22 protein-coding genes and 1 pseudogene are annotated in these 20,115 nt (G+C 64.3%); 10 read left to right on the plus strand and 13 right to left on the minus strand.

The window, feature by feature from the left end; all coding sequences use genetic code 11:
• Window positions 1–133: 133 nt before the first annotated feature.
• A pseudogene (locus tag NKJ13_RS11985) lies at window positions 134–634 on the minus strand (helix-turn-helix domain-containing protein); the annotation flags it as partial.
• Window positions 635–814: 180 nt separating this feature from the next.
• Here NKJ13_RS11985 and NKJ13_RS11990 point away from each other — a divergent pair.
• Window positions 815–1,615: an SDR family NAD(P)-dependent oxidoreductase gene (locus NKJ13_RS11990; RefSeq protein WP_352737892.1), complete on the plus strand. Its 801-nt coding sequence runs from the start codon at window positions 815–817 to the stop codon at window positions 1,613–1,615.
• Between the two features lie 107 nt (window positions 1,616–1,722).
• Here the strand turns inward: NKJ13_RS11990 and NKJ13_RS11995 are convergent, their stop codons facing one another.
• The 4 genes from NKJ13_RS11995 to NKJ13_RS12010 are packed head-to-tail and all read right to left on the minus strand — an operon-like array spanning window position 1,723 to window position 4,147.
• Window positions 1,723–2,148 (minus strand): DUF1178 family protein, encoded by a 426-nt coding sequence (locus NKJ13_RS11995; RefSeq protein WP_352691004.1) that lies wholly within the window; start codon window positions 2,146–2,148, stop codon window positions 1,723–1,725.
• Window positions 2,145–3,029 (minus strand): carbon-nitrogen hydrolase family protein, encoded by an 885-nt coding sequence (locus tag NKJ13_RS12000; protein ID WP_352649345.1) that lies wholly within the window; start codon window positions 3,027–3,029, stop codon window positions 2,145–2,147. Before NKJ13_RS12000 ends, NKJ13_RS11995 begins: the two co-directional genes overlap by 4 nt.
• Window positions 3,030–3,039: 10 nt before the next feature.
• Window positions 3,040–3,309: a glutaredoxin 3 gene (grxC, locus tag NKJ13_RS12005; RefSeq protein WP_254816699.1), complete on the minus strand. Its 270-nt coding sequence runs from the start codon at window positions 3,307–3,309 to the stop codon at window positions 3,040–3,042.
• A 37-nt stretch (window positions 3,310–3,346) separates the two neighbouring features.
• The gene (locus NKJ13_RS12010) at window positions 3,347–4,147 is read right to left on the minus strand and encodes a ComF family protein (protein ID WP_352777788.1); all 801 of its coding nucleotides are present in this window, start codon (window positions 4,145–4,147) and stop codon (window positions 3,347–3,349) included.
• Window positions 4,148–4,201: 54 nt separating this feature from the next.
• Between NKJ13_RS12010 and NKJ13_RS12015 the strand changes: the two genes are divergently transcribed.
• Window positions 4,202–5,074 carry a methyltransferase domain-containing protein gene (locus tag NKJ13_RS12015; protein WP_352737894.1) on the plus strand — a complete coding sequence of 291 codons (873 nt, stop codon included), beginning with the start codon at window positions 4,202–4,204 and terminating at the stop codon, window positions 5,072–5,074.
• A gap of 48 nt (window positions 5,075–5,122) precedes the next feature.
• Here NKJ13_RS12015 and NKJ13_RS12020 read toward each other — a convergent pair whose 3' ends face one another.
• The 5 genes from NKJ13_RS12020 to argJ form a co-directional block, all read right to left on the minus strand.
• The gene (locus NKJ13_RS12020) at window positions 5,123–5,302 is read right to left on the minus strand and encodes a Flp family type IVb pilin (RefSeq protein ID WP_352476309.1); all 180 of its coding nucleotides are present in this window, start codon (window positions 5,300–5,302) and stop codon (window positions 5,123–5,125) included.
• Window positions 5,303–5,428: 126 nt separating this feature from the next.
• On the minus strand, window positions 5,429–5,734 hold the full coding sequence (locus NKJ13_RS12025; protein WP_352777790.1) for a hypothetical protein: 306 nt from the start codon (window positions 5,732–5,734) through the stop codon (window positions 5,429–5,431).
• A gap of 126 nt (window positions 5,735–5,860) precedes the next feature.
• A complete protein-coding gene (locus tag NKJ13_RS12030; protein WP_352491816.1) occupies window positions 5,861–6,283 on the minus strand; it encodes a (deoxy)nucleoside triphosphate pyrophosphohydrolase in 423 nt (140 codons plus the stop codon).
• Window positions 6,280–7,059 (minus strand): GNAT family N-acetyltransferase, encoded by a 780-nt coding sequence (locus NKJ13_RS12035; RefSeq protein ID WP_352737895.1) that lies wholly within the window; start codon window positions 7,057–7,059, stop codon window positions 6,280–6,282. Before NKJ13_RS12035 ends, NKJ13_RS12030 begins: the two co-directional genes overlap by 4 nt.
• Window positions 7,059–8,300, minus strand: coding sequence for a bifunctional glutamate N-acetyltransferase/amino-acid acetyltransferase ArgJ (argJ, locus tag NKJ13_RS12040; RefSeq protein ID WP_352737896.1), 1,242 nt, complete (start codon window positions 8,298–8,300; stop codon window positions 7,059–7,061). Before argJ ends, NKJ13_RS12035 begins: the two co-directional genes overlap by 1 nt.
• 180 nt (window positions 8,301–8,480) lie before the next feature.
• Here argJ and NKJ13_RS12045 point away from each other — a divergent pair, with 180 nt between their 5' ends.
• Window positions 8,481–9,707 (plus strand): caspase family protein, encoded by a 1,227-nt coding sequence (locus NKJ13_RS12045; protein ID WP_352737897.1) that lies wholly within the window; start codon window positions 8,481–8,483, stop codon window positions 9,705–9,707.
• 3 nt (window positions 9,708–9,710) lie between these two features.
• On the opposite strand, the gene NKJ13_RS12050 is transcribed toward NKJ13_RS12045, so the two are convergent.
• Window positions 9,711–9,947 (minus strand): putative antibiotic biosynthesis monooxygenase, encoded by a 237-nt coding sequence (locus tag NKJ13_RS12050; RefSeq protein WP_352737898.1) that lies wholly within the window; start codon window positions 9,945–9,947, stop codon window positions 9,711–9,713.
• A gap of 109 nt (window positions 9,948–10,056) precedes the next feature.
• Here NKJ13_RS12050 and NKJ13_RS12055 point away from each other — a divergent pair, with 109 nt between their 5' ends.
• Window positions 10,057–10,713: a TetR/AcrR family transcriptional regulator gene (locus NKJ13_RS12055; protein WP_352737899.1), complete on the plus strand. Its 657-nt coding sequence runs from the start codon at window positions 10,057–10,059 to the stop codon at window positions 10,711–10,713.
• A 43-nt stretch (window positions 10,714–10,756) separates the two neighbouring features.
• Here NKJ13_RS12055 and NKJ13_RS12060 read toward each other — a convergent pair whose 3' ends face one another.
• Entirely contained in the window at window positions 10,757–11,674 is a 918-nt protein-coding gene (locus tag NKJ13_RS12060) for a peptidylprolyl isomerase (RefSeq protein ID WP_352691016.1), read from the minus strand.
• Window positions 11,675–11,926: 252 nt separating this feature from the next.
• Here NKJ13_RS12060 and secA point away from each other — a divergent pair, with 252 nt between their 5' ends.
• A complete protein-coding gene (gene secA, locus NKJ13_RS12065) occupies window positions 11,927–14,659 on the plus strand; it encodes a preprotein translocase subunit SecA (protein WP_352691017.1) in 2,733 nt (910 codons plus the stop codon).
• A 340-nt stretch (window positions 14,660–14,999) separates the two neighbouring features.
• On the opposite strand, the gene NKJ13_RS12070 is transcribed toward secA, so the two are convergent.
• On the minus strand, window positions 15,000–15,185 hold the full coding sequence (locus NKJ13_RS12070) for a hypothetical protein (RefSeq protein ID WP_031194557.1): 186 nt from the start codon (window positions 15,183–15,185) through the stop codon (window positions 15,000–15,002).
• Between the two features lie 274 nt (window positions 15,186–15,459).
• Here NKJ13_RS12070 and NKJ13_RS12075 point away from each other — a divergent pair, with 274 nt between their 5' ends.
• From NKJ13_RS12075 to NKJ13_RS12095, 5 genes are all read left to right on the plus strand, one after another.
• On the plus strand, window positions 15,460–16,860 hold the full coding sequence (locus NKJ13_RS12075; RefSeq protein ID WP_352691049.1) for a lipopolysaccharide biosynthesis protein: 1,401 nt from the start codon (window positions 15,460–15,462) through the stop codon (window positions 16,858–16,860).
• The gene (locus NKJ13_RS12080; protein ID WP_352777792.1) at window positions 16,860–18,140 is read left to right on the plus strand and encodes a GNAT family N-acetyltransferase; all 1,281 of its coding nucleotides are present in this window, start codon (window positions 16,860–16,862) and stop codon (window positions 18,138–18,140) included. The genes NKJ13_RS12075 and NKJ13_RS12080 overlap by 1 nt, the downstream gene beginning before the upstream one ends.
• 216 nt (window positions 18,141–18,356) lie before the next feature.
• Window positions 18,357–18,965 (plus strand): hypothetical protein, encoded by a 609-nt coding sequence (locus tag NKJ13_RS12085; protein WP_352505131.1) that lies wholly within the window; start codon window positions 18,357–18,359, stop codon window positions 18,963–18,965.
• A 210-nt stretch (window positions 18,966–19,175) separates the two neighbouring features.
• Window positions 19,176–19,652 carry a hypothetical protein gene (locus tag NKJ13_RS12090; RefSeq protein ID WP_352505130.1) on the plus strand — a complete coding sequence of 159 codons (477 nt, stop codon included), beginning with the start codon at window positions 19,176–19,178 and terminating at the stop codon, window positions 19,650–19,652.
• 182 nt (window positions 19,653–19,834) lie between these two features.
• Window positions 19,835–20,041 carry a sugar phosphorylase gene (locus tag NKJ13_RS12095; protein WP_352505129.1) on the plus strand — a complete coding sequence of 69 codons (207 nt, stop codon included), beginning with the start codon at window positions 19,835–19,837 and terminating at the stop codon, window positions 20,039–20,041.
• Window positions 20,042–20,115 lie beyond the last annotated feature (74 nt).

Genomic DNA, 20,115 nt, shown 5'->3' on the forward strand with positions numbered 1-20,115 from the left:
CGCGCGGGCCGCCCCCCCCACCACCCCCAGACTCCCCCCCCCCCCCCCCCCCCCCCCCCCGCCCCCCCCCCCCCCCCCCCCCACCCCCCCCCCGCCGCGGCCCCCCCCCCCCCCCCCCCCCCGCCCGGGCGGGGGCCCCCCCAGGACCGGTCCGCAAGCGGCGGATGGCGATGCCGGCGACAGCCAGCTCGTGGGCGGCCCGCGATGCCGGCGGCAGCGGCGAGGGATCGAAGCCGTCCAGCCTGCGCTCGGCTTCGTCGAGATGGCCGATCAGCAGCAAGCGCCGGACTTCGAGGTTGCGCGCATGTGCGGCATTGACGCGGTCGCCATGCCTTTCAAGCGTCGCCCGCGCGGCGTCGAGTGTCTTGGCCGGCCAGGCGAGGTCCCGCGAGACGAGCGCGATCTCGGCCTCGGCGACTATACACCTCGCGCGGGCCACGGCCTCCCTCGGGCTGAATGCGTGTGCCGCCCTTTTTAGAAGAACCTTCGCCCGAACCAGGTCGCCAAGCTGCGCCATTGCGATACCGCGCAACGCCAGTGCCGGCGCATCGTCGCGCAGCGCAACCCGCTTCAAGGCGCCGAGCGGATCGCCCGCCGCAAGCGCATGCGCCGCGGCCGTGATCAGCGAGTCCATCGGAATCCCGTCACACTTGTCACTCCCATGGCTTCGACATCCGGCGCTAAGTCCATCTCACCAACCAGTCGTATCGACAACGGCGACTGTAGCCAACCTGAGTTGCGGCGCGCCAACCTTGAGTCGCGGCTAGATTGTGCACTGGGCTCGAACGCAACGATAAGCACTAGGAGAGACGCAGTGAAGATCGAAGGTACAGCCATCCTGGTGACTGGCGCCAATCGGGGCATCGGTCGGGCACTGGTCGAGGAAGCCCTGAGCAGAGGCGTAAAGCGCGTCTATGCCGCAACTCGCCAATCCATGGCCCACCCGGACCGGCGTGTGACGTCCCTGACCATGGATGTGACCGACGTTGCGCAGATCCGGGAGGCCGTCGAGAAGATCGATGCTCTCGATATCCTCATCAACAACGCCGGCGTATCGCCCTTCGATGACCTCAGCGACCGTCGTGTGCTCGAACAACAGCTCGCCGTAAACCTCTTCGGCTCGTACGACGTTACCCAGGCTCTGCTGCCGTTGCTGGCCCGGTCGCGGGGAGCCATCGTCAACATTCTGTCGCTGGCCTCGATTGCCGCCGTGCCGTTCAGTCCGGCTTACTCGATCTCCAAGGCGGCCTCGTTCTCGCTGTCGCAGTCGTTGCGCACGCTCCTGGCCGGACAGGGTGTCAGCGTCCACAGGGTCCTTCCTGGCCCCGTGGACACGGACATGACCCGGGGCCTGGACATAGCGAAGGCCTCTCCGGAGACTGTTGCGCGGGCAATCCTGGACGGCGTGGAGAATGGCGAGGAGGAGATCTTCCCCGATCCCATGTCGGAATCCGTGGCGGAGGGCTGGCGCAGCAGCGCGGTCAAGGCGCTTGAACGCCAGTTTGCAGCCTATGCGGAAGCAAGCCCGGCAAGGGAAGCAAGCCCGTCGAGCAGTGGGCATGAAGGAAAGAGCGAAACGATTACCCGCGAGGCCCATCCTTGCTGCTCGGCCTGAAACTGCGGACGCTTATGCAGGGGTCGCGGCATCGCCGCCCCTCGGCGCCGCCCCGACCCCTCACGGCGCGCAGAGATGCCTCCTGATGTCCGGAGCAAGTTGACCGATCAGTTGCGGTCGTCGGGGAAACTTGGAATAGGCAAGAATTCGACGCCATCCTCGGCGAGGCTCTTGGCCTCCTCCAGCGTCGCCTCGCCATAAATGCCGCGCGGATCGCTCTCGCCAAAATGGATCTTGCGCGCTTCCTCGGCAAATTTGTCGCCAACATAATCGGCGTTCTCGCGCACCTTCTCGGCAAGCGCCTTGAGCTGCGCCAGCGCCTGCTTTTGTGCCTCGCCCATGGCCAGCGCGATCTTCTCCTGGCCGCGCCCGGTCGAGACGGCAGGCGCCATCAGCGCCTTCTCGACCTTGTGCGAGCCGCAGGCCGGGCAATCGATGAAACCGCGCCTCTTCTGTGTGTCGAAATCGTCGTTGCTGCGGAACCAGGCCTCGAATTCGTGCTCGTGTTCGCAGATCAGGGAAAAGCGGATCAAGAGGCGGCACCCCTGAGCGGCATTGCCTCCGCCGAACCGGCGTTTACGGCAAAATCGCGTGCGTTTTTGAGATTCGGTATCTTCTTGCGCGCGGCGACTGACTGCACCGGGTCGATCTCGGCGACAATCACCGCCGGCTCGTCATGCGCCGCCTCGGCGACGATGCGGCCCCAGGGATCGACGATCAGCGAATGGCCATAGGTTTCGCGGCCGTCCTCGTGCACGCCGCCTTGCGCCGCGGCAACCACATAGGCGCCGTTCTCGATGGCGCGCGCCCTGAGCAGCACATGCCAATGCGCTTCGCCGGTCTGGCGGGTGAAGGCGGCGGGCACCGAAAGCAGATTGGCGCCGGCCAGCGCCTCGGCACGGAACAGCTGCGGAAAGCGTAGATCGTAGCAGACGGCAAAGCCGAGCTTCACGCCATTGATTTCGGCGACGACGGCCTCGGTGCCAGGCTCATAGGCGGCGGATTCGCGCCAGCTCTCGCCATTGTCGAGATCGACATCGAACATGTGGATCTTGTCGTAGGTGGCAATCGTGGCACCGTCCGGCCCGAACAGAAGGGCGCGGTTGGCAAGCTTGCCGTCGGCGCGCAGAATGGCGGTCGAGCCGATATGCAGGAAGATGCCGAGCTCCTTGGCCAGCCTCCGCGACGTCGAGACGACGATGTCCTTGTCTTCGGATGTGAAGGAAGCGGCCCGCGCTTGGCTGTCGCGGATCAGCGCGCCGGTCATTTCCGGCGTCTGGACATAGGACGCGCCAAGACCTGCCGCCTCGCGGACCAGCCGTTCCAGATCGACCGCATTGCGCTCCGGACTGGTTCCCGAACGCATCTGGATCGCCGCAGCCTTGAAAGCACCCCCCGTCTTGAAAGCACCCATGGTCATGTCCTTACCTGGTCGAGCCGTTGGCGAGCAATCCGTCCAGCCGTCCTTCCGCCTCCAATTCGTGGAGATCGTCAGAGCCGCCGACATGCGTGTCGCCGATGAATATCTGCGGAAAGGTGGAACGGCCATGGGCCCGGGAAATCATTTCCTGGCGCAGTTCCGGCGAGAAGGAGGCGTCGTGCTCGGTATAGGCGACGCCCTTCCTGTCGAGCAGCCGTTTGGCCGCGGTGCAATAGCCGCACATCATCCGCGTGTAGATCGTCACATCGACCATCGGTCAGCAATCCTGCCTCGTTCTGCTGTCATATAGGCTATATAGGCGCCGATTCGTCGGCCCGAAAGTCCCCCGGCAGCACGCGCGCGAAGGTCAGTACGTCGACCGCGCCGGCACCGCCCTTCTTCAATGCCTTGGCGACCGCGCGGACGGTGGCGCCGGTGGTGTAGACATCATCGATCAACAGCACCCGGCGGCCGGCGATTTCGATCTCCGCCTCATCCGGCACTTTGAATGCGGCGCGAACATTTTCCTCGCGTTCCCGCCGCTCCAGCCCGACTTGCTGGCGCGTGAGTTTGACGCGCTTGATGCCTGATGGCGCGAAAGGCCGCTCCCCGAGCTGCGCCACCGCCCGCGCCAGTTCCGCGGACTGGTTGAACTGCCGTCGGAAGAAACGCCGCCAGTGCAGCGGCACCGGCACGACCACGTCGGCCTCGGCGATGAGCTCGGCACCGGCGCGAAGCATCCAGCGCGCCATCCACGGCGCCAGATCGGTGCGGTCCTGGTATTTCAGCCCTTGCACCATCTGGCGGGCAACGCCGGAATAGGCGACCGCCGCCCGCGCGCGCTCGAACGGCGGCGGGTCGGCTATCGCCTCCGCCGACAGGAAACCCTCACCCATACTGTGGGTGAACGGCGTGCCCATCACCGGGCACCATGGCCGTTCCAGCAGCCTGAGTTTCGGCCAGCAGGCGCCGCACAACACGCCGGGCTGCGAGACATGGCGGCGGCAGCCGGCGCAGACCGGCGGGAACAAGAGGCGCGCCGGCCAGCCCAATGCCTTGCGGGCAATGCTCTTGATCGCAATACGCTTGATCTCTGGCATGGGATCGGCCACGTGGTTGGTCCTCCGCATCACTATATCAGAGAGCGAAGCACAAGGACCTGCCCATTGCAGCCTGTAATCGACACCTCGCTCTGGCTGGCGCGCAAGCGCCGGGCACTGACCCGTCCCATCGCCGGCGCGGATTTCCTCATGCGGCGGGCGGCCGAGGATCTGGCCGACCGGCTCGGCGCCGTCGAACGCAGGTTCGGCAAGGCGGCCTCATTGTTTTGCCAGACGCCGGCAGCAGCAGAGGTGCTCGCCGAAAGCGGCAAGGTGACGGAAAACGTGCGCGTCGAGGCCGACGCCGCTTTCCTGGCTGGCCAGCCAGGAGTAGTAGCGCCGTTGGAAACCGTGCCATTCGAACCGGAAAGCCTCGACCTCGCAGTCTCGCTGCTGTCGCTGCAGGCGATGAACGACATTCCCGGCATGCTGGTGCAGATCCGCCGGGCGCTGAAGCCGGACGGGCTTTTCCTCGGTGCCTTCGCCGGCACAGGTACGCTTTCCGAGCTGCGCGAAAGCCTGCTTGCCGCCGAGACCGAGCTCTATGGCGGCGCCAGCCCGCGTGTGATCCCGTTCACCGACGTCCGCGACGCCGGCGCGCTGCTGCAGCGCGCCGGCCTGGCACTGCCGGTTGCCGACGTCGAGACGATCACGGTGCGCTACGATTCGCTATTTGGCCTGGTCGCCGACCTGCGCGCCATGGGTGAGACCAGCGCGCTTGTCGACCGCAGCAGGCGGCCGGGCACGCGAGCGCTGTTCGCGCGCGCCGCCGAAATCTATGCGGAGCGGTTTTCGGATGCCGATGGCCGCGTCAGGGCGAGTTTCTCGGTGGTCTGGATGTCAGGCTGGGCGCCCGATGCCTCTCAGCAAAAGCCGCTGAAGCCGGGCTCCGCAAAAATATCGCTGAAGACAATCCTGGAAAACCCCGGCGGCCCCTGAGCGTATCCTTGCGCAAAAGCTAAGCGTATCCCATCAAAGCTAAGCGGGTCACTGCGCAAAAGCGTTGGCAAGCCTGCTGCTGTTGTCGCTGAACAGCCACTGAATCGCATCGGCAGCCCGGCCGACACCAGCGACAATGGCAAGCGACAGCACGGCAACGATCAGACCATATTCGATAACCGTCGCACCCCTCTCGTCTTCTAAAAATCGTTGCAGCAAGATTTTCATGGGCGCCCATCCCTCTTGCCCGAACCTAGCGCCGACCCGTTAAGAAAGGTTAACGTGACAGGCTTAACGCGCGGTGAACCAGCCGCATTCTAGGAAACAGCCGAATCCTAGATAGTTGTTGAGGAGTCAGCAGTCGCCGCTGCTTCTGCCATCGGCCCGTATAACGCAGACCGAACTGGGCAGCGGCTGCAGCACGCTCTTGCGGAGCGTATAGCTATCGCGCTGGCCGATCGAGCCGGTGCTCATCGTATCAAGCCCATCGCGGGCAAACTGCGAGCGGGTCCGGCTGTCGAGGTAGGGCGTCGCGATCAAGGCCAGAGCCACCGCGGCCGAGCCGAACAAAAGGGCGATGCGCAATATTGCCATGCCGGCATTGGCCGCGCCAGGAAGGCGGTCGGGCCAAGGCGAGTCCCAGTCCTTGTCGAGGCTCATGCAAATCGCTCCCCAGCGGTGGAATCGGCGTAACCGCTTTGCGTCAATTTTTCACGACCAGATAAATCTTTCATTAATGCTGCCGATATCGCGTTGAGGAGTTGCCGGTTTACGGCAGGCCGGCCGTTAGAGCAGATCGATGAGGAACTGGATCAGCGGGGCGTCGGCCGGCGGCATTGGAAAATCGCGCATCTGGCGCGGCCGCACCCATTTCAGCACCTGGCCTTCCTTCGGCTGGGCAATGCCGCGGAATCGACGGCAGACGAACAGCGGCATCAGCAGGTGAAAATCGTCGTAGGAATGGCTGGCGAAGGTGAGCGGCGCCAGGCAAGGGATATCGGTCTCGATGCCGATCTCCTCGTACAATTCGCGGATTAGGCATTGTTCCGGCGTCTCACCGGGCTCGACCTTGCCGCCCGGAAACTCCCACAGGCCGGCGAGTTGCTTGCCTTCGGGCCGCTGCGCCAAGAGGACGCGCCCGTCGGCATCGACCAGCGCGCAGGCGGCGACCAGGAGCAGGCGTTTGCCGACCGTATCCAAGCCGCTCATGCGCCTTGTGGCCGGCGATAGTGATAGCGATAGACTTCGTCGAATCCGAGCGAGCGATAAAGCGCCAGCGCCGGCGCGTTGTCCGCCTCGACCTGCAGCCAGGCTTCCCGCGCCCCGCGCAGCCGCGCCCATTTCAACGCCGAACGGATGAGGTGGCGGCCATGGCCCTGGTTGCGCACCGACCTGTCGGTGGCAATCTCGAACAGGCCGGCAAGGTCGCCGTCATGCACGCAGATCAACGTCGCCAGCGGCTCGCTGCCGGCCTCCAGCGCAAACAGCCCGGCCTCCGGCTGGATGGCGCCGATGATCTCCGACAGGCCCGGCCGCAGCGACACATCAGAACCGCTCACCTTGAGCGCCGCGCCGATGAAACGGCTGATGTCCCTCAACGGAATCTGGTCCATGGCGTCGTCGAGCGCGGCGTCGGCGAGCGGCAGCCGCATGACCAGCGACTCCGCGAACGTGCTCCAGCCTTCGCCGTCGAGGTACTTTGAAAGATCAGGCCCCGACAGCGGTGAGATGCGAAAGGTCAGCGGCCTGCCATAAGCGTCGAAGCGGCGGCTGGCGCGACCGATGCGCTCGGCAATGTGCTGGATGTCGCCCGGATCGAGCGGATTGACCGAGTTCAGCCGCTTGGCCGGGTGGCCGGCCGTCAGCCGAACCACCCAGGTGCCGTCATAATGGACGGCGGCCGCCGGCCAGGCGCGGAAGCCGGCCGCCTCGTAGCGGCGCACGATCGCCAACACGCTTGCCGGATGTCTGGAAGCCAACGCCATCAGCTCCGATAATCGCCGTTTATGGCGACATATTCCTTGGTGAGATCGCAGGTCCACACCGTCGCCTTGCCGCGGCCGATGCCGATATCGGCGCGGATGCGGATCTCGTCGCGCTTCATATACGCCGAAGTCGCCTCCTCGGAATAGGCGGCGTCGCGCTCGCCCTGATAGGCCAGGCGGTTGTCGCCGAACCAGATCGACAGAAGGTCGCGGTCGGCCGGCTCGCCGGCCTTGCCGACGGCCATGACGACGCGGCCCCAATTGGCGTCCTCGCCGGCGACCGCCGTCTTGACCAGCGGCGAATTGGCGATCGACAGCGCGATGCGCTTGGCCGAGCGGGCCGATTTGGCCCCGGTGACGGTGACCTCGACCTGCTTGCGGGCGCCCTCGCCGTCGCGCACCACCTGCAGTGCCAGCGATTTCAGCACCTTGCCGAGGGCACGGCGGAAGGCGCCGAGGCGCGCATCCTTGGGGTCGGAAATTGCCGGCGCGCCGCGCCTGGCGGCAGCACCCGTGGCGAACATCAGCAGCGTGTCGCTGGTCGAGGTGTCACTGTCGACGGTAACCGCGTTGAAGGTCTTGGCCGTGCCGCGCGACAAGAGATCCTGCAGCACGGGTGCTGCGATCGGCGCGTCGGTGGCGACGAAGGAAAGCATCGTCGCCATATCGGGCGCGATCATGCCGGCACCCTTTGCGATACCGTTGATGGTGACGTCGGCATCGCCGAGCTGGACCGTCACGGTCGCCAGTTTGGGATAGGTGTCGGTGGTCATGATCGCCTTGGCGGCTTCGGTCCACAATTCCGGCTTGCCGTCCTTGACTAGGCCGGCCAGCAGATGGCTGAACTTTCCGGCGTCGAGCGGTTCGCCGATCACGCCGGTCGAGGCTAGGAACACCTCGCCCGCTGTGCAGCCGGCCGCCTTCGCCGCCACCTCGCCCGTGAGTGCCGTCGAGGCGCGGCCCTTCTGGCCGGTAAAGGCATTGGCATTGCCGGAATTGACCACCAGCACGCGTGCCTTGCCAGCCACGAGGTTCTGCCGGCAGAAATCGACCGGCGCCGACGGGCATTTCGACCTGGTGAACACGCCGCCGACGGTGGTGCCGGCGTCGAACACCATGGCCAGCAAGTCGGTGCGGTTCTTGTATTTTATGCCGGCCTCGGCGGTGGCGATGCGCACGCCCTCGATCACCGGCATCTTGGGATATTTCTTCGGCGCGAGCGGCGAAACCTGTGCGGACATGGAAGACCCCGGGCGGGAAAAATCGAGAAAGGAACGCCGGTTTGCCCGATAGCACGCGCCGGCGCAAGGCGTTTTCACAGCCGTTATGGGTACCGGAAGCCTGACACCGCCTCATGCCGCAAGCAGGCTGTTGCAAATTTGTTGGTATCGCTGCGATCGATAGCGCTATGATCCTGCCCCATGGGCAGGCTTGTGGTCTTGGCACTGGCGTTTCTGGGCTTTCTGCTGCTGCGCGCCGATGCGCAGACGGCGCGGCGCGTAGCGCTTGTGGTCGGCAACGGCAGCTACGCCGAAGCCGGCACGCTGGCCAATCCGGTCAACGATGCGCTCGACATCGCCGACAAGCTGCGCACCATCGGTTTCGAGGTGATCGAAGGCAACGATCTCGGCAAGCGCGAGCTCGAGCGCAAGATCGGCGAATTCTCAGATGCGCTGCAAGGTGCCGGTGCCGGGCTGTTCTACTATGCCGGCCACGGCCTGCAGGTCGACGGGCGCAACTTCATCGTGCCGGTCGACGCCCGGTTGGACATGCCGGTCAAGCTGCAACTCGAGGCGGTGCCGATCGACGAGGTTCTCGACATCATGGAGCAGCAGACCAAGGTCAGCCTGGTCTTCCTCGATGCCTGCCGCAACAACCCGTTTGCCCGAAGTCTCAGCCGCGGCGCCACGACGCGCTCGGCGACGGCTCTCGCCGGCCTTGCCCAGTTCGAGTCGACACGCGGCTCCTTCATCGCCTTCTCGACGGCGCCCGGCGCTGTGGCAATAGACGGGACGGGGCGCAACTCGCCCTTCGCCGCGGCGCTTTTGCGGCACATGGCCGAGCCCGGACAAAGCATCAACGACATGATGATCGCGGTGCGCCTCGACGTCGTTTCCGCAACGCGCGAGTCGCAGCGTCCCTGGGAGCAGGGGTCGCTGCTCGAGCGTTTCGAATTCGTTCCGGGCGGAGACACTGCCCAGCAACCGAAACCGGCCGTCAGCCCGGCTCCCGCGTCGCAGGTGGCTGCGCTCGAACGCTCCGTCGGCGACGAGGGTGCCATCGAAAAATTCTTGCGCGAAAACTATCTGGCGCCTGATGCCAGGAGAATGCGCGAAACCGTCAAGCGGCTTTACGGTTCGTCGGCCACCATCTACGGCACGCGTTACGACAGCGAGGCCATCGTCAAGGTCAAGACCGACTGGTTCGCGCAATGGGCGTCGTGGTCGTTCGGTCTCGAGCCCGGCAGCCTCGAGGTGACGCCGCACGGTAAGGATCGTGCCGACGTGGTTTTCGCCATGAACTACGACTATGTGCCGAAAAACAAATCGGCGCAGCGCCTGACCGGCAAGGCGCGGGTGACGCTGGAACTCGTTCTGGCCGACGGCGAATGGCGCGTTGCGTCGGAAACGTCGCAAGCGCTGGAATGACCGTCACCGGACGGTCGGGTTGAGGAAGCCACGAAACATCCGCTGCACGCCCGGAATCAGTCCCCAGATCATGATCGAGACCATCAGCGGCGCGATGACCAGCGTACGCTGCCAGATCTGCCATTCCTGTGTCAGCAGAAAAACCACGTACAAAATGGCAGTGATCAGCGGATAGACGCCGAGCAGCACCAGCAGGGCGAAGCGCAGGCGCGAAAAACGTGTGGCGACGGCCGAAGTCATTGCTGTTCTCTTATCGTTACGGAACGTTTCGTTTCGTATAAAACGGATCGTTCCGTTTCGTCAAGAGTTGTATATGATGGCTGCTGAAATCGGGGGTAAGGACAAAGAAATGGGCGAAATCACCGATCCCGGACGCAGGTCAGCCGGCGCACGGCGCAGCCCCGAAAGCGCCGATGCCATTCTCGATGCCGCCGAGGCGGTGCTGGTCGAAGCCGGCTATTCCGGCTTCTCGATCGAGGCGGTGGCGCGCCGCGCACGCGCCGGAAAACCGACGATCTATCGCTGGTGGCCAAGCAAGGCCGCCTTGCTGCTCGACGTTTACCAGCGGCAAAAGCGCGTCGACAATCCCGATACCGGGAGCCTTGCGGAGGATCTCGTCGGCTTCCTGAAGAGCTTGTTCGCGCACTGGCGCGACACATCGTCGGGCAGCGTGTTCAGATCGCTGATCGCCGAGGCGCAGTCGGACGAAAAAGCCGCCGCCGCCCTTGCCGAATACGCGAGAGGGCGTCGTATCCACACCGGCCAGATGGTCGAACGCGCCAAGGCAAGGGGAGAGGTGGCAACCGATGTCGATGCCACTGTCGTCGCCGACCTCGTCGCGTCGTTTGCCTGGGCGCACCTTCTGACAGACCGCCTGGACGAGGACGAGGCGATCTTACGCAGGGCGGTCGGCTATATCTTGAAGGGCATCGTCGCTGAGGATGCCGGCGACGCCACGGCGGTCCGGCGGCGGCGTCGACGCATCCTCGCTCGCCCTACCAAATAGAAGCGACAGGGCGGCAGCGCGCCCTGTCGTAGCCCAATCTGGCTTATTTGGCGCTTTCCAACGCGTCGACCGTCTTCTTCAGGTTCGCATCGGGGATGTCGACCTTGGCGTTGGCACGCAGCGACTTGACCAGCGCGAAATACTTGTCGCGGATGACCGCCTGGCGCGCCTGGTCCTTGACCTGGTCGAACGCCGGCGGCTGCTTGGTGCGCTTGTCCTCAACCTTGATGACATGCCAGCCGAACTGCGACTGCACCGGCTGCTCGGTGTATTTGCCGACCGCCAGCGCAAACGCCGCCTTGTCGAACTCCGGCACCATCTGGCCAGGTCCGAACCAGCCGAGATCGCCGCCGCTGGTCTTGCCGCTCGGATCGCTGGTGTGCTCGTTGGCGAGTTTCTGGAAGTCGGCGCCGCCGTCGAGCTGCTTGATGATGGCGTCGGCCTCTTCCTTCGTCTTCACGAGGATGTGACGGGCGTGCACCTCGTTGGTGGGCGGCGTGTTGGCGATTTCCTGGTCGTAGCGGGCGCGGACCTCGGCATCGGTAACCTTGTCGATGACGCCCTTCTCGACCATTTCGCCATGCAGCGCGCGCTGCTGCAGGAAGGCCATGCGGCGCTGGAAGTCGGGATCCTTGTCGAGGCCGGTGGTCACCGCCTGAGCCGCCATGACGCGGATTTCAATCGCCGCCGACAGTGCCGCCGCGCGGCGCTGCTCGGGCGGAAGCTGCGCGAACTGCTGCGACAGCTCGCCCTCGGCAAGCCCAAGGTCTGCCTCGGTCAGCGTCTGGCCGTTGACGGTGGCGACCACGGCGTTCGGATCGACCGGCTTGGCCGCCGGGGCGGGTGCTGCCGGCTGGGCAGGGGCGGCTTCCTGTGCCATCAGCGGCGACAGCGAGAGGGCCGAGAGGCCGAATGCCAGACCAAGGCTGGCGAGCGACGCACGGCGGAACAACAAGGACATTACGATTATCTCCAAAGCGGGGTAGCTAGAGCGGAATGGCTTCCAGACCAGCAGGATTGTGGCGGAATTTGGCGCGGTCGACAGGGCGAGCGCGGCGTTGACATCGAATGAGCCCCCTCTTATCTGTCCAACGACTTTGCGTCCAGAACCGTTTTCCGGGCGCTTTTTGCGTTTGTCCGCGTTCACGTGGATTTGATGGGGCCAGCCGGCGCCTGTCGCAACGACTTGGAATGCTATCGAAAGGGCCATTGGATGGTCAGTCTCGGCGGTCTCGCCCGTAAGGTTTTCGGCTCCTCCAACGATCGTCGGGTCAAATCGACCCGGCCCCGCGTCGAGGCGATCAATGCCATGGAAAACGAGATGCGGGCGCTCTCCGACGCCGAGCTTCAGGCCCGCACCGACAAATTCCGCCAGGACATCGCCAACGGCGCCAGCCTCGACGACCTTCTGGTGCCGGCCTTCGCTACCGTGCGCGAGGCCGCCCGCCGCGTGCTCGGCATGCGCCCGTTCGACGTGCAGCTGATCGGCGGCATGGTGCTGCACAATGGCGGTATTGCCGAGATGCGGACCGGTGAAGGCAAGACGCTGGTGGCGACGCTGCCGGTCTATCTCAACGCGCTCGCCGGCAATGGCGTCCATGTCGTCACCGTCAACGATTATCTGGCCACGCGCGACTCCGAATGGATGGGCCGCGTCTACAAATTCCTCGGCCTTAAGGTCGGCGTCATCGTCCATGGCCTGTCCGACGAGGAGCGCCGGGTCGCCTACGCCGCCGACGTCACCTACGCCACCAACAACGAGCTCGGCTTCGACTATCTGCGCGACAACATGAAATACGAGCGCGCCCAGATGGTGCAGCGCGGCCATAGCTACGCCATTGTCGACGAGGTCGATTCGATCCTGGTCGACGAAGCCCGCACGCCGCTGATCATTTCCGGTCCGCTCGAGGACCGTTCGGAAATGTACAACACCATCGATACCTTCATCGTCCAGCTGCAACCGCAGGACTACGAGATCGACGAGAAGCAGAAGACCTCGATCTTCACCGAGGAAGGCACCGAGAAGCTGGAGAACATGCTGCGCGATGCTGGCCTGCTCAAGGGCGAGTCGCTCTATGACGTCGAGAACGTCGCCATCGTTCACCACGTCAACAACGCGCTGAAGGCGCACCGGCTGTTCCAGAAGGACAAGGACTATATTGTCCGCAACGGCGAGATCGTCATCATCGACGAGTTCACCGGCCGCATGATGCCCGGCCGCCGCTATTCGGAGGGCCTGCACCAGGCGCTCGAAGCCAAGGAGCATGTGGCGATCCAGCCGGAGAACCAGACGCTCGCCTCGGTCACCTTCCAGAACTATTTCCGCCTCTACAAGAAGCTCGCCGGCATGACCGGCACGGCGCTGACCGAGGCCGAAGAATTCGCCAACATCTACAATCTCGACGTCACCGAGATCCCGACCAACCTGCCGGTCATCCGCATCGACGAAGACGACGAGGTCTACCGGACGGTCGAGGAGAAATACAAGGCGATCGTCAAGGAGATCAAGGAAGCCCGCGCCAAGGGTCAGCCGACGCTGGTCGGCACGACTTCCATCGAGAAATCCGAGCAACTGGCCGAGCGCCTGCGCAAGGAGGGTTTCAAGGATTTCGAGGTGCTGAACGCCCGCCACCACGAGCGCGAGGCGGCGATCGTCGCCCAGGCCGGCAAACCCGGCGCCATCACCATCGCCACTAACATGGCCGGCCGCGGCACCGACATCCAGCTCGGCGGCAATGCCGACATGCGCATCGCCGAGGAGCTTGGCGACATGCCAGCCGGCCCCGAGCGCGAGGCCCGGGAAAAAGAAATCCGCGACGACATCGCCCGGCTGAAGGAAAAGGCGCTCGCCGCCGGCGGCCTCTATGTGCTTGCCACCGAACGCCATGAATCGCGCCGCATCGACAACCAGTTGCGCGGCCGCTCAGGCCGTCAGGGCGATCCCGGGCGGTCAAAGTTCTTCCTGTCGCTGCAGGACGATCTGATGCGCATCTTCGGTTCCGAGCGCATGGACGGCATGCTGCAGAAGCTCGGCCTCAAGGAAGACGAGGCGATCATCCATCCATGGATCAACAAGGCGCTGGAAAAGGCGCAAAAGAAGGTCGAGGCGCGCAACTTCGACATCCGCAAGAACCTGTTGAAATATGACGACGTCTCCAACGACCAACGCAAGGTGGTGTTCGAGCAGCGCCTCGAATTGATGGACGGCGAAGGCCTATCCGAGACCATCACCGAGATGCGCGAAGGCGTCATCGAGGAGATCGTCGCCAAGAACATTCCCGAAAACGCCTATGCCGAGCAGTGGAACGTCGCCGGGCTCAAGGCCGAGATCGCCGAATTCCTCAACCTCGACCTGCCGGTAGAAGACTGGGTCAAGGAAGAAGGCATTGCCGAAGACGACATCCGCGAGCGCATCAGCCAGGCCGCCGACGCCGCCGCCAAGGAGCGCGCCGAGCGCTTCGGCCCCGACGTGATGACGTATGTCGAGCGCTCCGTGGTGCTGCAGACGCTCGACCACCTGTGGCGCGAGCACATCGTCAATCTCGACCATCTGCGCTCGGTCGTCGGCTTCCGCGGCTATGCGCAGCGGGATCCGCTGCAGGAGTACAAGAGCGAGGCGTTCGAGCTGTTCCAGGCGATGCTGGGCAATCTGCGCCAGGCGGTAACGGCGCAGCTGATGCGCGTCGAGCTGGTCCGCCAGGCGGCGGAAGCGCCGCCGCCAGAGGCGCCCGACATGTTCGGCAGCCATATCGACGGCTCGACCGGCGAGGACGATTTCGAAGGCGGCGACACGGCCGTCCTGGTCCGCCAGGAGACCAACGCCATCGTCGCCCCCGAAAACCGCGACCCGAAGAACCCGGCCACCTGGGGCAAGATCGGCCGCAACGAAGCCTGCCCCTGCGGGTCAGGCAAGAAGTACAAGCATTGCCACGGGGCGTTTGCGTAAGGCGCTGCTTTGCTTCGCCCCGTTCGCGGGGAGAAGGTGCCCAAAGGGCGGATGAGGGGCAGCGGAGGCGTTGGCAATTAGCCAATCTCCGCACCTGAGCGGGAGATGGCCGGCAGGCCAGAGGGGGCGCTCAGCCTTTTTGGCGATTTTAGGGCGACGCTCTGGCGTCATATTCTCGGTCCGCTTCGGGCCGCCTTTCGCGCCCAGCGCTTTCGCGGCAGGTCTTTACCGTCGTCAACCACGTCATCGGATTCCTCGCCTGTAGCAATACGCATGACGTGGACGGCATTGCCGATCACGTCGGCAGGACGCTTCTGGCCTTTAGGTCCGGTTGGCATTCCTAGTTCTCGGCATGGCTAAAGACGACAGCGCCGTTGTCCTTACGAACTTCAACGGACACGATTCCATCGTCACCCTTTCGGGTTTGAAACATGGAGGTTGCATGATCTTTCGCGGTCTTCTCGTCGTCGAAGATCACCTTGTCGACGATGCCCTGCCTTCCATACCAGATGACAGTGTAGACCATTGTTGCTGCCGTGCGTTCCGCTCAGCATATAGGCGTTTCGCATATGGGGCAAACGGGATAGGCGTTTCCGCGGATTTCAAACTGAGACACTCCCGAGCAGGTTGAAGGGTTGCGCGAATGATGAATATGAAGCAGCCAGCGCCGCCCCTCATCCGCCTGCCGGCACCTTCTCCCCGCATAGAGACGGGCGAAGGAAAGCCCACCCAACCGTTTCTTAATGTGTCTCCGCTACACCCAGCCCCTGTAAATTGGCGGAAAACGGAGTGTGATCGGGGTGCGCTTTTCCGCGGCGACGACAGCCGGGCGGTTCCTGCCGCAGCGCCTTGCGCTGCGCATCAGGCCGCTGCTTGGCCTGATCGATGCCGTGCTGTTCAGCGCCGGCGCGCGCGGCGAGGCCGGCCGCATGTCGCTGATCGCCTTTTCGGTCCGCATCGTCAGCGCCGTCATCGCCTTCGTCAGCCAGGTTTTGATGGCGCGCTGGATGGGCTCGTTCGAATACGGCATTTTCGTGCTCGTGTGGGTGACGATGGTCATCGTCGGCAATCTCGCCTGCCTCGGCTTCCACACCTCGATCATCCGCTTCATTCCCGAATATCGCGAGCGCGGCATGATGGCCGAACTGCGCGGCATCGTGCGGGCCAGCCGGCTGTTCGTGCTGGTTGCCTCGACGCTGATCGCCGGCCTCGGCGCGCTCGGCGTCTGGCTGCTGTCGGCCTATATCGAAAACTACTATGTCGTGCCGTTCATCCTCGGCATCATCTGCCTGCCGATGATCGCCATGTCCGACCTTCTGCAAGGGCTGGCGCGGGCCAATTCCTGGGCGCTGTTTGCGCTGTCGCCGACCTTTCTGGTGCGGCCGCTGCTGATCCTGGCGTTCATGGCGCTGATGCTGCTGGCGGGCTACGCGCCCGATGCCAGAACGGCGATCTTCGCCGCCATCGCCGCCACCTACGCCACCACGCTCGGTCAGCTCGTCGGCGTCACCTCGCGCATCGACAAAAGAATTCCGGCCGGGCCGATGAAGCTGCATTTCGGCCAATGGTTCATCGTCTCGCTGCCGATCTTCCTGGTCGAGAGCTTCTTCTTCCTGCTCACCAATGCCGACGTGCTGATGGTCGGCGCCTATCTCGATCCCAACGACGTCGCCGTCTATTTCGCCACCGTCAAGACGCTGGCGCTGGTGCATTTCGTCTATTTCGCGGTCAAGGCCGGCGTCGCCCAGCGCTATGCGCAGTTCACCCATGGCGAGCCGCAAAAGCTCGCCGCCTTCGCCCGCGAAACCGTGTCGTGGACCTTCTGGCCGTCGCTGGCGATGGCGCTGCTCGTGCTGGCCCTGGGCGAGCCGATGCTGACCCTGTTCGGCCCGGAATTTTCCGCCGGCTATCCGCTGCTGTTCCTGCTGGTGCTCGGCGTCGTCGCGCGGGCCGCCGTCGGCCCTTGCGAAAGCCTGCTCACCATGAGCGGCAACCAGAATATCTGCGCCGCCGTCTACGCCATGACGCTGGCCTTCAACATCGCGCTTAGCGTCGTGCTGATCCCGCTCTTCGGCCTGTGGGGCGCGGCGATGGCCACCGTCTTCGCCATGATCTTCGAGGCCAGCGCGCTGTCCTTCACGGTCTGGCGCAAGCTTGGCATCGTCATGGTCATTTTCGTGCCCGCCAAAGGAGCCGCCTGATGGCTGCCGTCCCCTTGCTCGAGGAAACCAGCGGCGGCCCGGCCGGCGCCATGGTGTCCGGCCTTGCCGGGCTTGCCCGCGAAGCCGATCCCGCCCATGTCGAGATCCTCGCCAACAACCGGCCCGAGCGCAAGCTTGCCATCTATCCGGCCTCCGCCGGCTTCGACCTGGTCGAGGAGCTCGACTATCTCTGTACCCGCACGATCGAGCCCAACGTCTTCTTCAATCCGCGCTTCCTGGCGCCGGCCATGCCCAGGCTCGAGGACCGCGAGGTGCGGCTGGCCGTCATCCGCGACGGTGACCAGTATCGCAACCGGCTGCGCCTGCTGGTGCCGTTCTCGGTCGAGCGACCGGTGATGCCGCTCGGCGTTCCCGTCATGCGCACCTGGTCGAGCCCGTTCGGCCCGATCGGCACGCCGTTGGTCGACCGCGACGATCCGATCGGCGTCATCGAGGATTTCTTTTCGATGCTGTCCAGGCCGCATCTCAAGCTGCCGAAGGTCTTCGTGCTGCCCGACGTAAGGCTGGATGGCCCGGTGGCGAGCCTGCTCGCCAGCGTCGCCGAAACGCGCGGCCTGACGCTGGTCACCACCGGCAAGGCCGAGCGCCCGGTGCTCGAAAGCGCGCTCGATGGCGAGGAATATCTGAAAGCTTCGCTGCGCGCCCACCATTATCGCGAGTTCCGCCGCCTGAAGCGCCGCCTCGCCGACCTCGGCCGGCTGCAGCATGTCGTGGCGCGCGGGCCTGACGAGATCCGCCACGCCATCGAAAATTTCCTGACGCTGGAGGCTGCCGGCTGGAAAGGCCGCGAGCGCACCGCCATGGCCATCGACCGCTACCGCGCCGCCTTCGCCCGCGAAGCGGTGCACCGGCTGGCCGAGCAGGATCTCTGCCGCATCCATTCGCTGACGCTCGACGGCCGCACCGTCGCCTGCCTGATCGTCTTCGTCGAGGCCGGCGTCGCCTACACCTGGAAGACCGCCTATGACGAGACGCTCGCCGCCTATTCGCCGGGCACGCTGCTGATGATCGAGGTGACCAGACAGCATCTCGACGACCCCAACATCATGATGACCGATTCCTGCGCGGTGCCCGACCATCCGGTGATGAGCCGGCTGTGGAGCGAACACAGGCCGATGGGCACGCTGGTGATCGGGCTGACGCCGGATGCCGACCGCCCCGCCCGCCAGGCCGCGTCGCAGCTTCACCTCTATCGCGAGACCCGCAACATGGCGCGCCTGCTGCGCAACCGGATGAGGAGCCTGCTGCGCCGGCGCTAGTGCATGGGGTCCAAAGCGGGACCCGGCCCGGCCGTCCGTCTCCGCACCGTCGGCTCTCTCGGGCCTAGGTCGTCAGGGTTAATTCTCCCGATCAGCGGAAAGGATTAGCATCGACGCAGTCCCAACCGGGATGAGGCGATCAATTACGGCCGCGCGTCCAGCATCACTGCCGCCTCGGTCCTGCACGGCCAGAAGAAAAAAATCTGGGAGGAATGCATGATGAAAACAACTCACTTCAGGCGTGTCGGTATCCTCACCTTGGCAGGTCTCGTTGGCGCGTGTCTGAACGCCGCCACTCCTCGGGCGGCCGAACCCGACAAAGCCGAGATCGATGCCCTGCGTAAATCGCTGTCCAGGTATGAAGACTACAAGGTTGCCATTCGCGAGCTTTATCTATCGACGGTAGGATGCGTCTTCTACAGCGGCGAAAAGGTAGAGGGGGCGATGGACTACCCGAAGGGCGCGATGGGCATCCATTTCGTCAACGTCACGACTGTCGGCCCGACCGCGGATCCGACGCGCCCCAATGTGCTGATCTATGAGCCGGTCGGCGGCGAATTGCGCCTGGTCGGCGCGGAATGGCTCGTGCCCTTGACGCCGGACACAAAGGAGCCGCCGAAGCTCTTCGGCCAGACATTCCAGGGGCCGATGGAGGGGCATTACCCGCTCATCCCGAAGGAGTTCCACCACTACGACCTTCACGCCTGGCTGTTCAAGGACAACCCGCTCGGAATGTTCAGCCCGACGAACCCGGACGTGAAATGCGACAACTATCCGTTTCCGATGCCGGAGCAGCCAACCAAGATGGTGCCGGGGCCGATGTAATAGCGGCCTGGCTGCGATCCGAGCTTGCCAGGAAAGGCAGCCGGACCTCAAAGGCGTTATCCCGGAGGACGCTCCTGGGATAACGTCCAACCAAAAGCCCGTTCCCGGAACCTTCGGACTCGTTTCGCCGTTTGGCAATCACGACTCGACCCTGCCGCGGGTTGACAAAAGGCGTTCCAAGGAGCCGACCGCGAAACGACGGAGGACCAAGTGAAAAGCCTGATCCAGACAGGATTGTCCGCAGCCGTTTCGGGTACGATCGTCAGCTTCGCCACGACAGCTGCGCTGGCCCTGCTTGCAAGGCGGGAAGGCAAAGGCGCCCTGCAGCCCACGAATGCGACCAGCCACTGGCTCTACGGCGAACAGGCCGCGTCGGTGCGGCGGGGTGACGTGGCGCACACGCTCGTCGGCTATGGCACGCATCACGCTTCCTCCATCTTCTGGGCATTCCTTTTCGAACTATGGCTCGCCTCGAGGCCGCCGCGTCCGTCGCTTCTGATATTTCGCGATGCGTTGGCGGCAGCGGCCATTGCCGCGGCAACAGATTATGGCTTCGTGCCGAAGCGGTTGACGCCAGGTTGGGAGACGGTGCTGCCGAAGCGATCTATCGCGGCGACTTTTGTGGTGATGACGGTCGGTCTAGCGATGGGCGGCATGATCAACAAGGAATTGCACCGCCAGCATTAGGGACAGGGATTTGAGACAGATGCTTCGCACGGCGCGTTCACATCATCGCGACGGGCGGATCGCCGCGCTCGTCCCATTCTGCGGCATCTCCACCTCATCGGGAACCTTTCTCAAGGGACATGGTTCCGAATGTGCGGCGAAAGCGTGCTGCTCATTCCTGCTATCGCCAAGGAGATTCGACCATGAAGCTTCGCGAGTTGTTGGATCAAGTAAAGGACCTGCCGCCGGACACCTTGGTCTGTGCCGCCGAAATCGATGAAGCCTTTGCAGTCAACATTGTTGGCGTTGAAGCTGTCGAGAGCGCCAGAATCCAAAGCCGCAAACCGGATGGCACCGAAGCTGTCGAACTCGCCAACGGGACCGACAAAGTCATCGTGATCCGCTGGTGAAAACCGGGGAAGTTGCGTTCAACAGCATGACGTTCCGCTCCACTGTGGGGCGCTGAATTGCAAATGCTGGCAGC

The organism is Mesorhizobium sp. M0174 (assembly GCF_040322275.1).
Lineage (GTDB): Bacteria > Pseudomonadota > Alphaproteobacteria > Rhizobiales > Rhizobiaceae > Mesorhizobium.

Excerpts from the sequence above, each read along its gene's own strand:
- NKJ13_RS12030 (WP_352491816.1), bottom strand. The coding sequence starts at position 6,283 with ATGAGCGGCTTGGATACGGTCGGCAAACGCCTGCTCCTGGTCGCCGCC.
- argJ (WP_352737896.1), bottom strand. The coding sequence starts at position 8,300 with ATGTCCGCACAGGTTTCGCCGCTCGCGCCGAAGAAATATCCCAAGATG.
- NKJ13_RS12085 (WP_352505131.1), top strand. The coding sequence starts at position 18,357 with ATGATGAAAACAACTCACTTCAGGCGTGTCGGTATCCTCACCTTGGCA.
- NKJ13_RS12025 (WP_352777790.1), bottom strand. The coding sequence starts at position 5,734 with ATGAGCCTCGACAAGGACTGGGACTCGCCTTGGCCCGACCGCCTTCCT.
- NKJ13_RS12080 (WP_352777792.1), top strand. The coding sequence starts at position 16,860 with ATGGCTGCCGTCCCCTTGCTCGAGGAAACCAGCGGCGGCCCGGCCGGC.
- grxC (WP_254816699.1), bottom strand. The coding sequence starts at position 3,309 with ATGGTCGATGTGACGATCTACACGCGGATGATGTGCGGCTATTGCACC.
- NKJ13_RS12070 (WP_031194557.1), bottom strand. The coding sequence starts at position 15,185 with ATGGTCTACACTGTCATCTGGTATGGAAGGCAGGGCATCGTCGACAAG.
- NKJ13_RS12020 (WP_352476309.1), bottom strand. The coding sequence starts at position 5,302 with ATGAAAATCTTGCTGCAACGATTTTTAGAAGACGAGAGGGGTGCGACG.
- NKJ13_RS12060 (WP_352691016.1), bottom strand. The coding sequence starts at position 11,674 with ATGTCCTTGTTGTTCCGCCGTGCGTCGCTCGCCAGCCTTGGTCTGGCA.
- NKJ13_RS12045 (WP_352737897.1), top strand. The coding sequence starts at position 8,481 with ATGGGCAGGCTTGTGGTCTTGGCACTGGCGTTTCTGGGCTTTCTGCTG.
- NKJ13_RS12095 (WP_352505129.1), top strand. The coding sequence starts at position 19,835 with ATGAAGCTTCGCGAGTTGTTGGATCAAGTAAAGGACCTGCCGCCGGAC.
- NKJ13_RS12000 (WP_352649345.1), bottom strand. The coding sequence starts at position 3,029 with ATGGGTGCTTTCAAGACGGGGGGTGCTTTCAAGGCTGCGGCGATCCAG.
- secA (WP_352691017.1), top strand. The coding sequence starts at position 11,927 with ATGGTCAGTCTCGGCGGTCTCGCCCGTAAGGTTTTCGGCTCCTCCAAC.
- NKJ13_RS12035 (WP_352737895.1), bottom strand. The coding sequence starts at position 7,059 with ATGGCGTTGGCTTCCAGACATCCGGCAAGCGTGTTGGCGATCGTGCGC.
- NKJ13_RS12055 (WP_352737899.1), top strand. The coding sequence starts at position 10,057 with ATGGGCGAAATCACCGATCCCGGACGCAGGTCAGCCGGCGCACGGCGC.
- NKJ13_RS12050 (WP_352737898.1), bottom strand. The coding sequence starts at position 9,947 with ATGACTTCGGCCGTCGCCACACGTTTTTCGCGCCTGCGCTTCGCCCTG.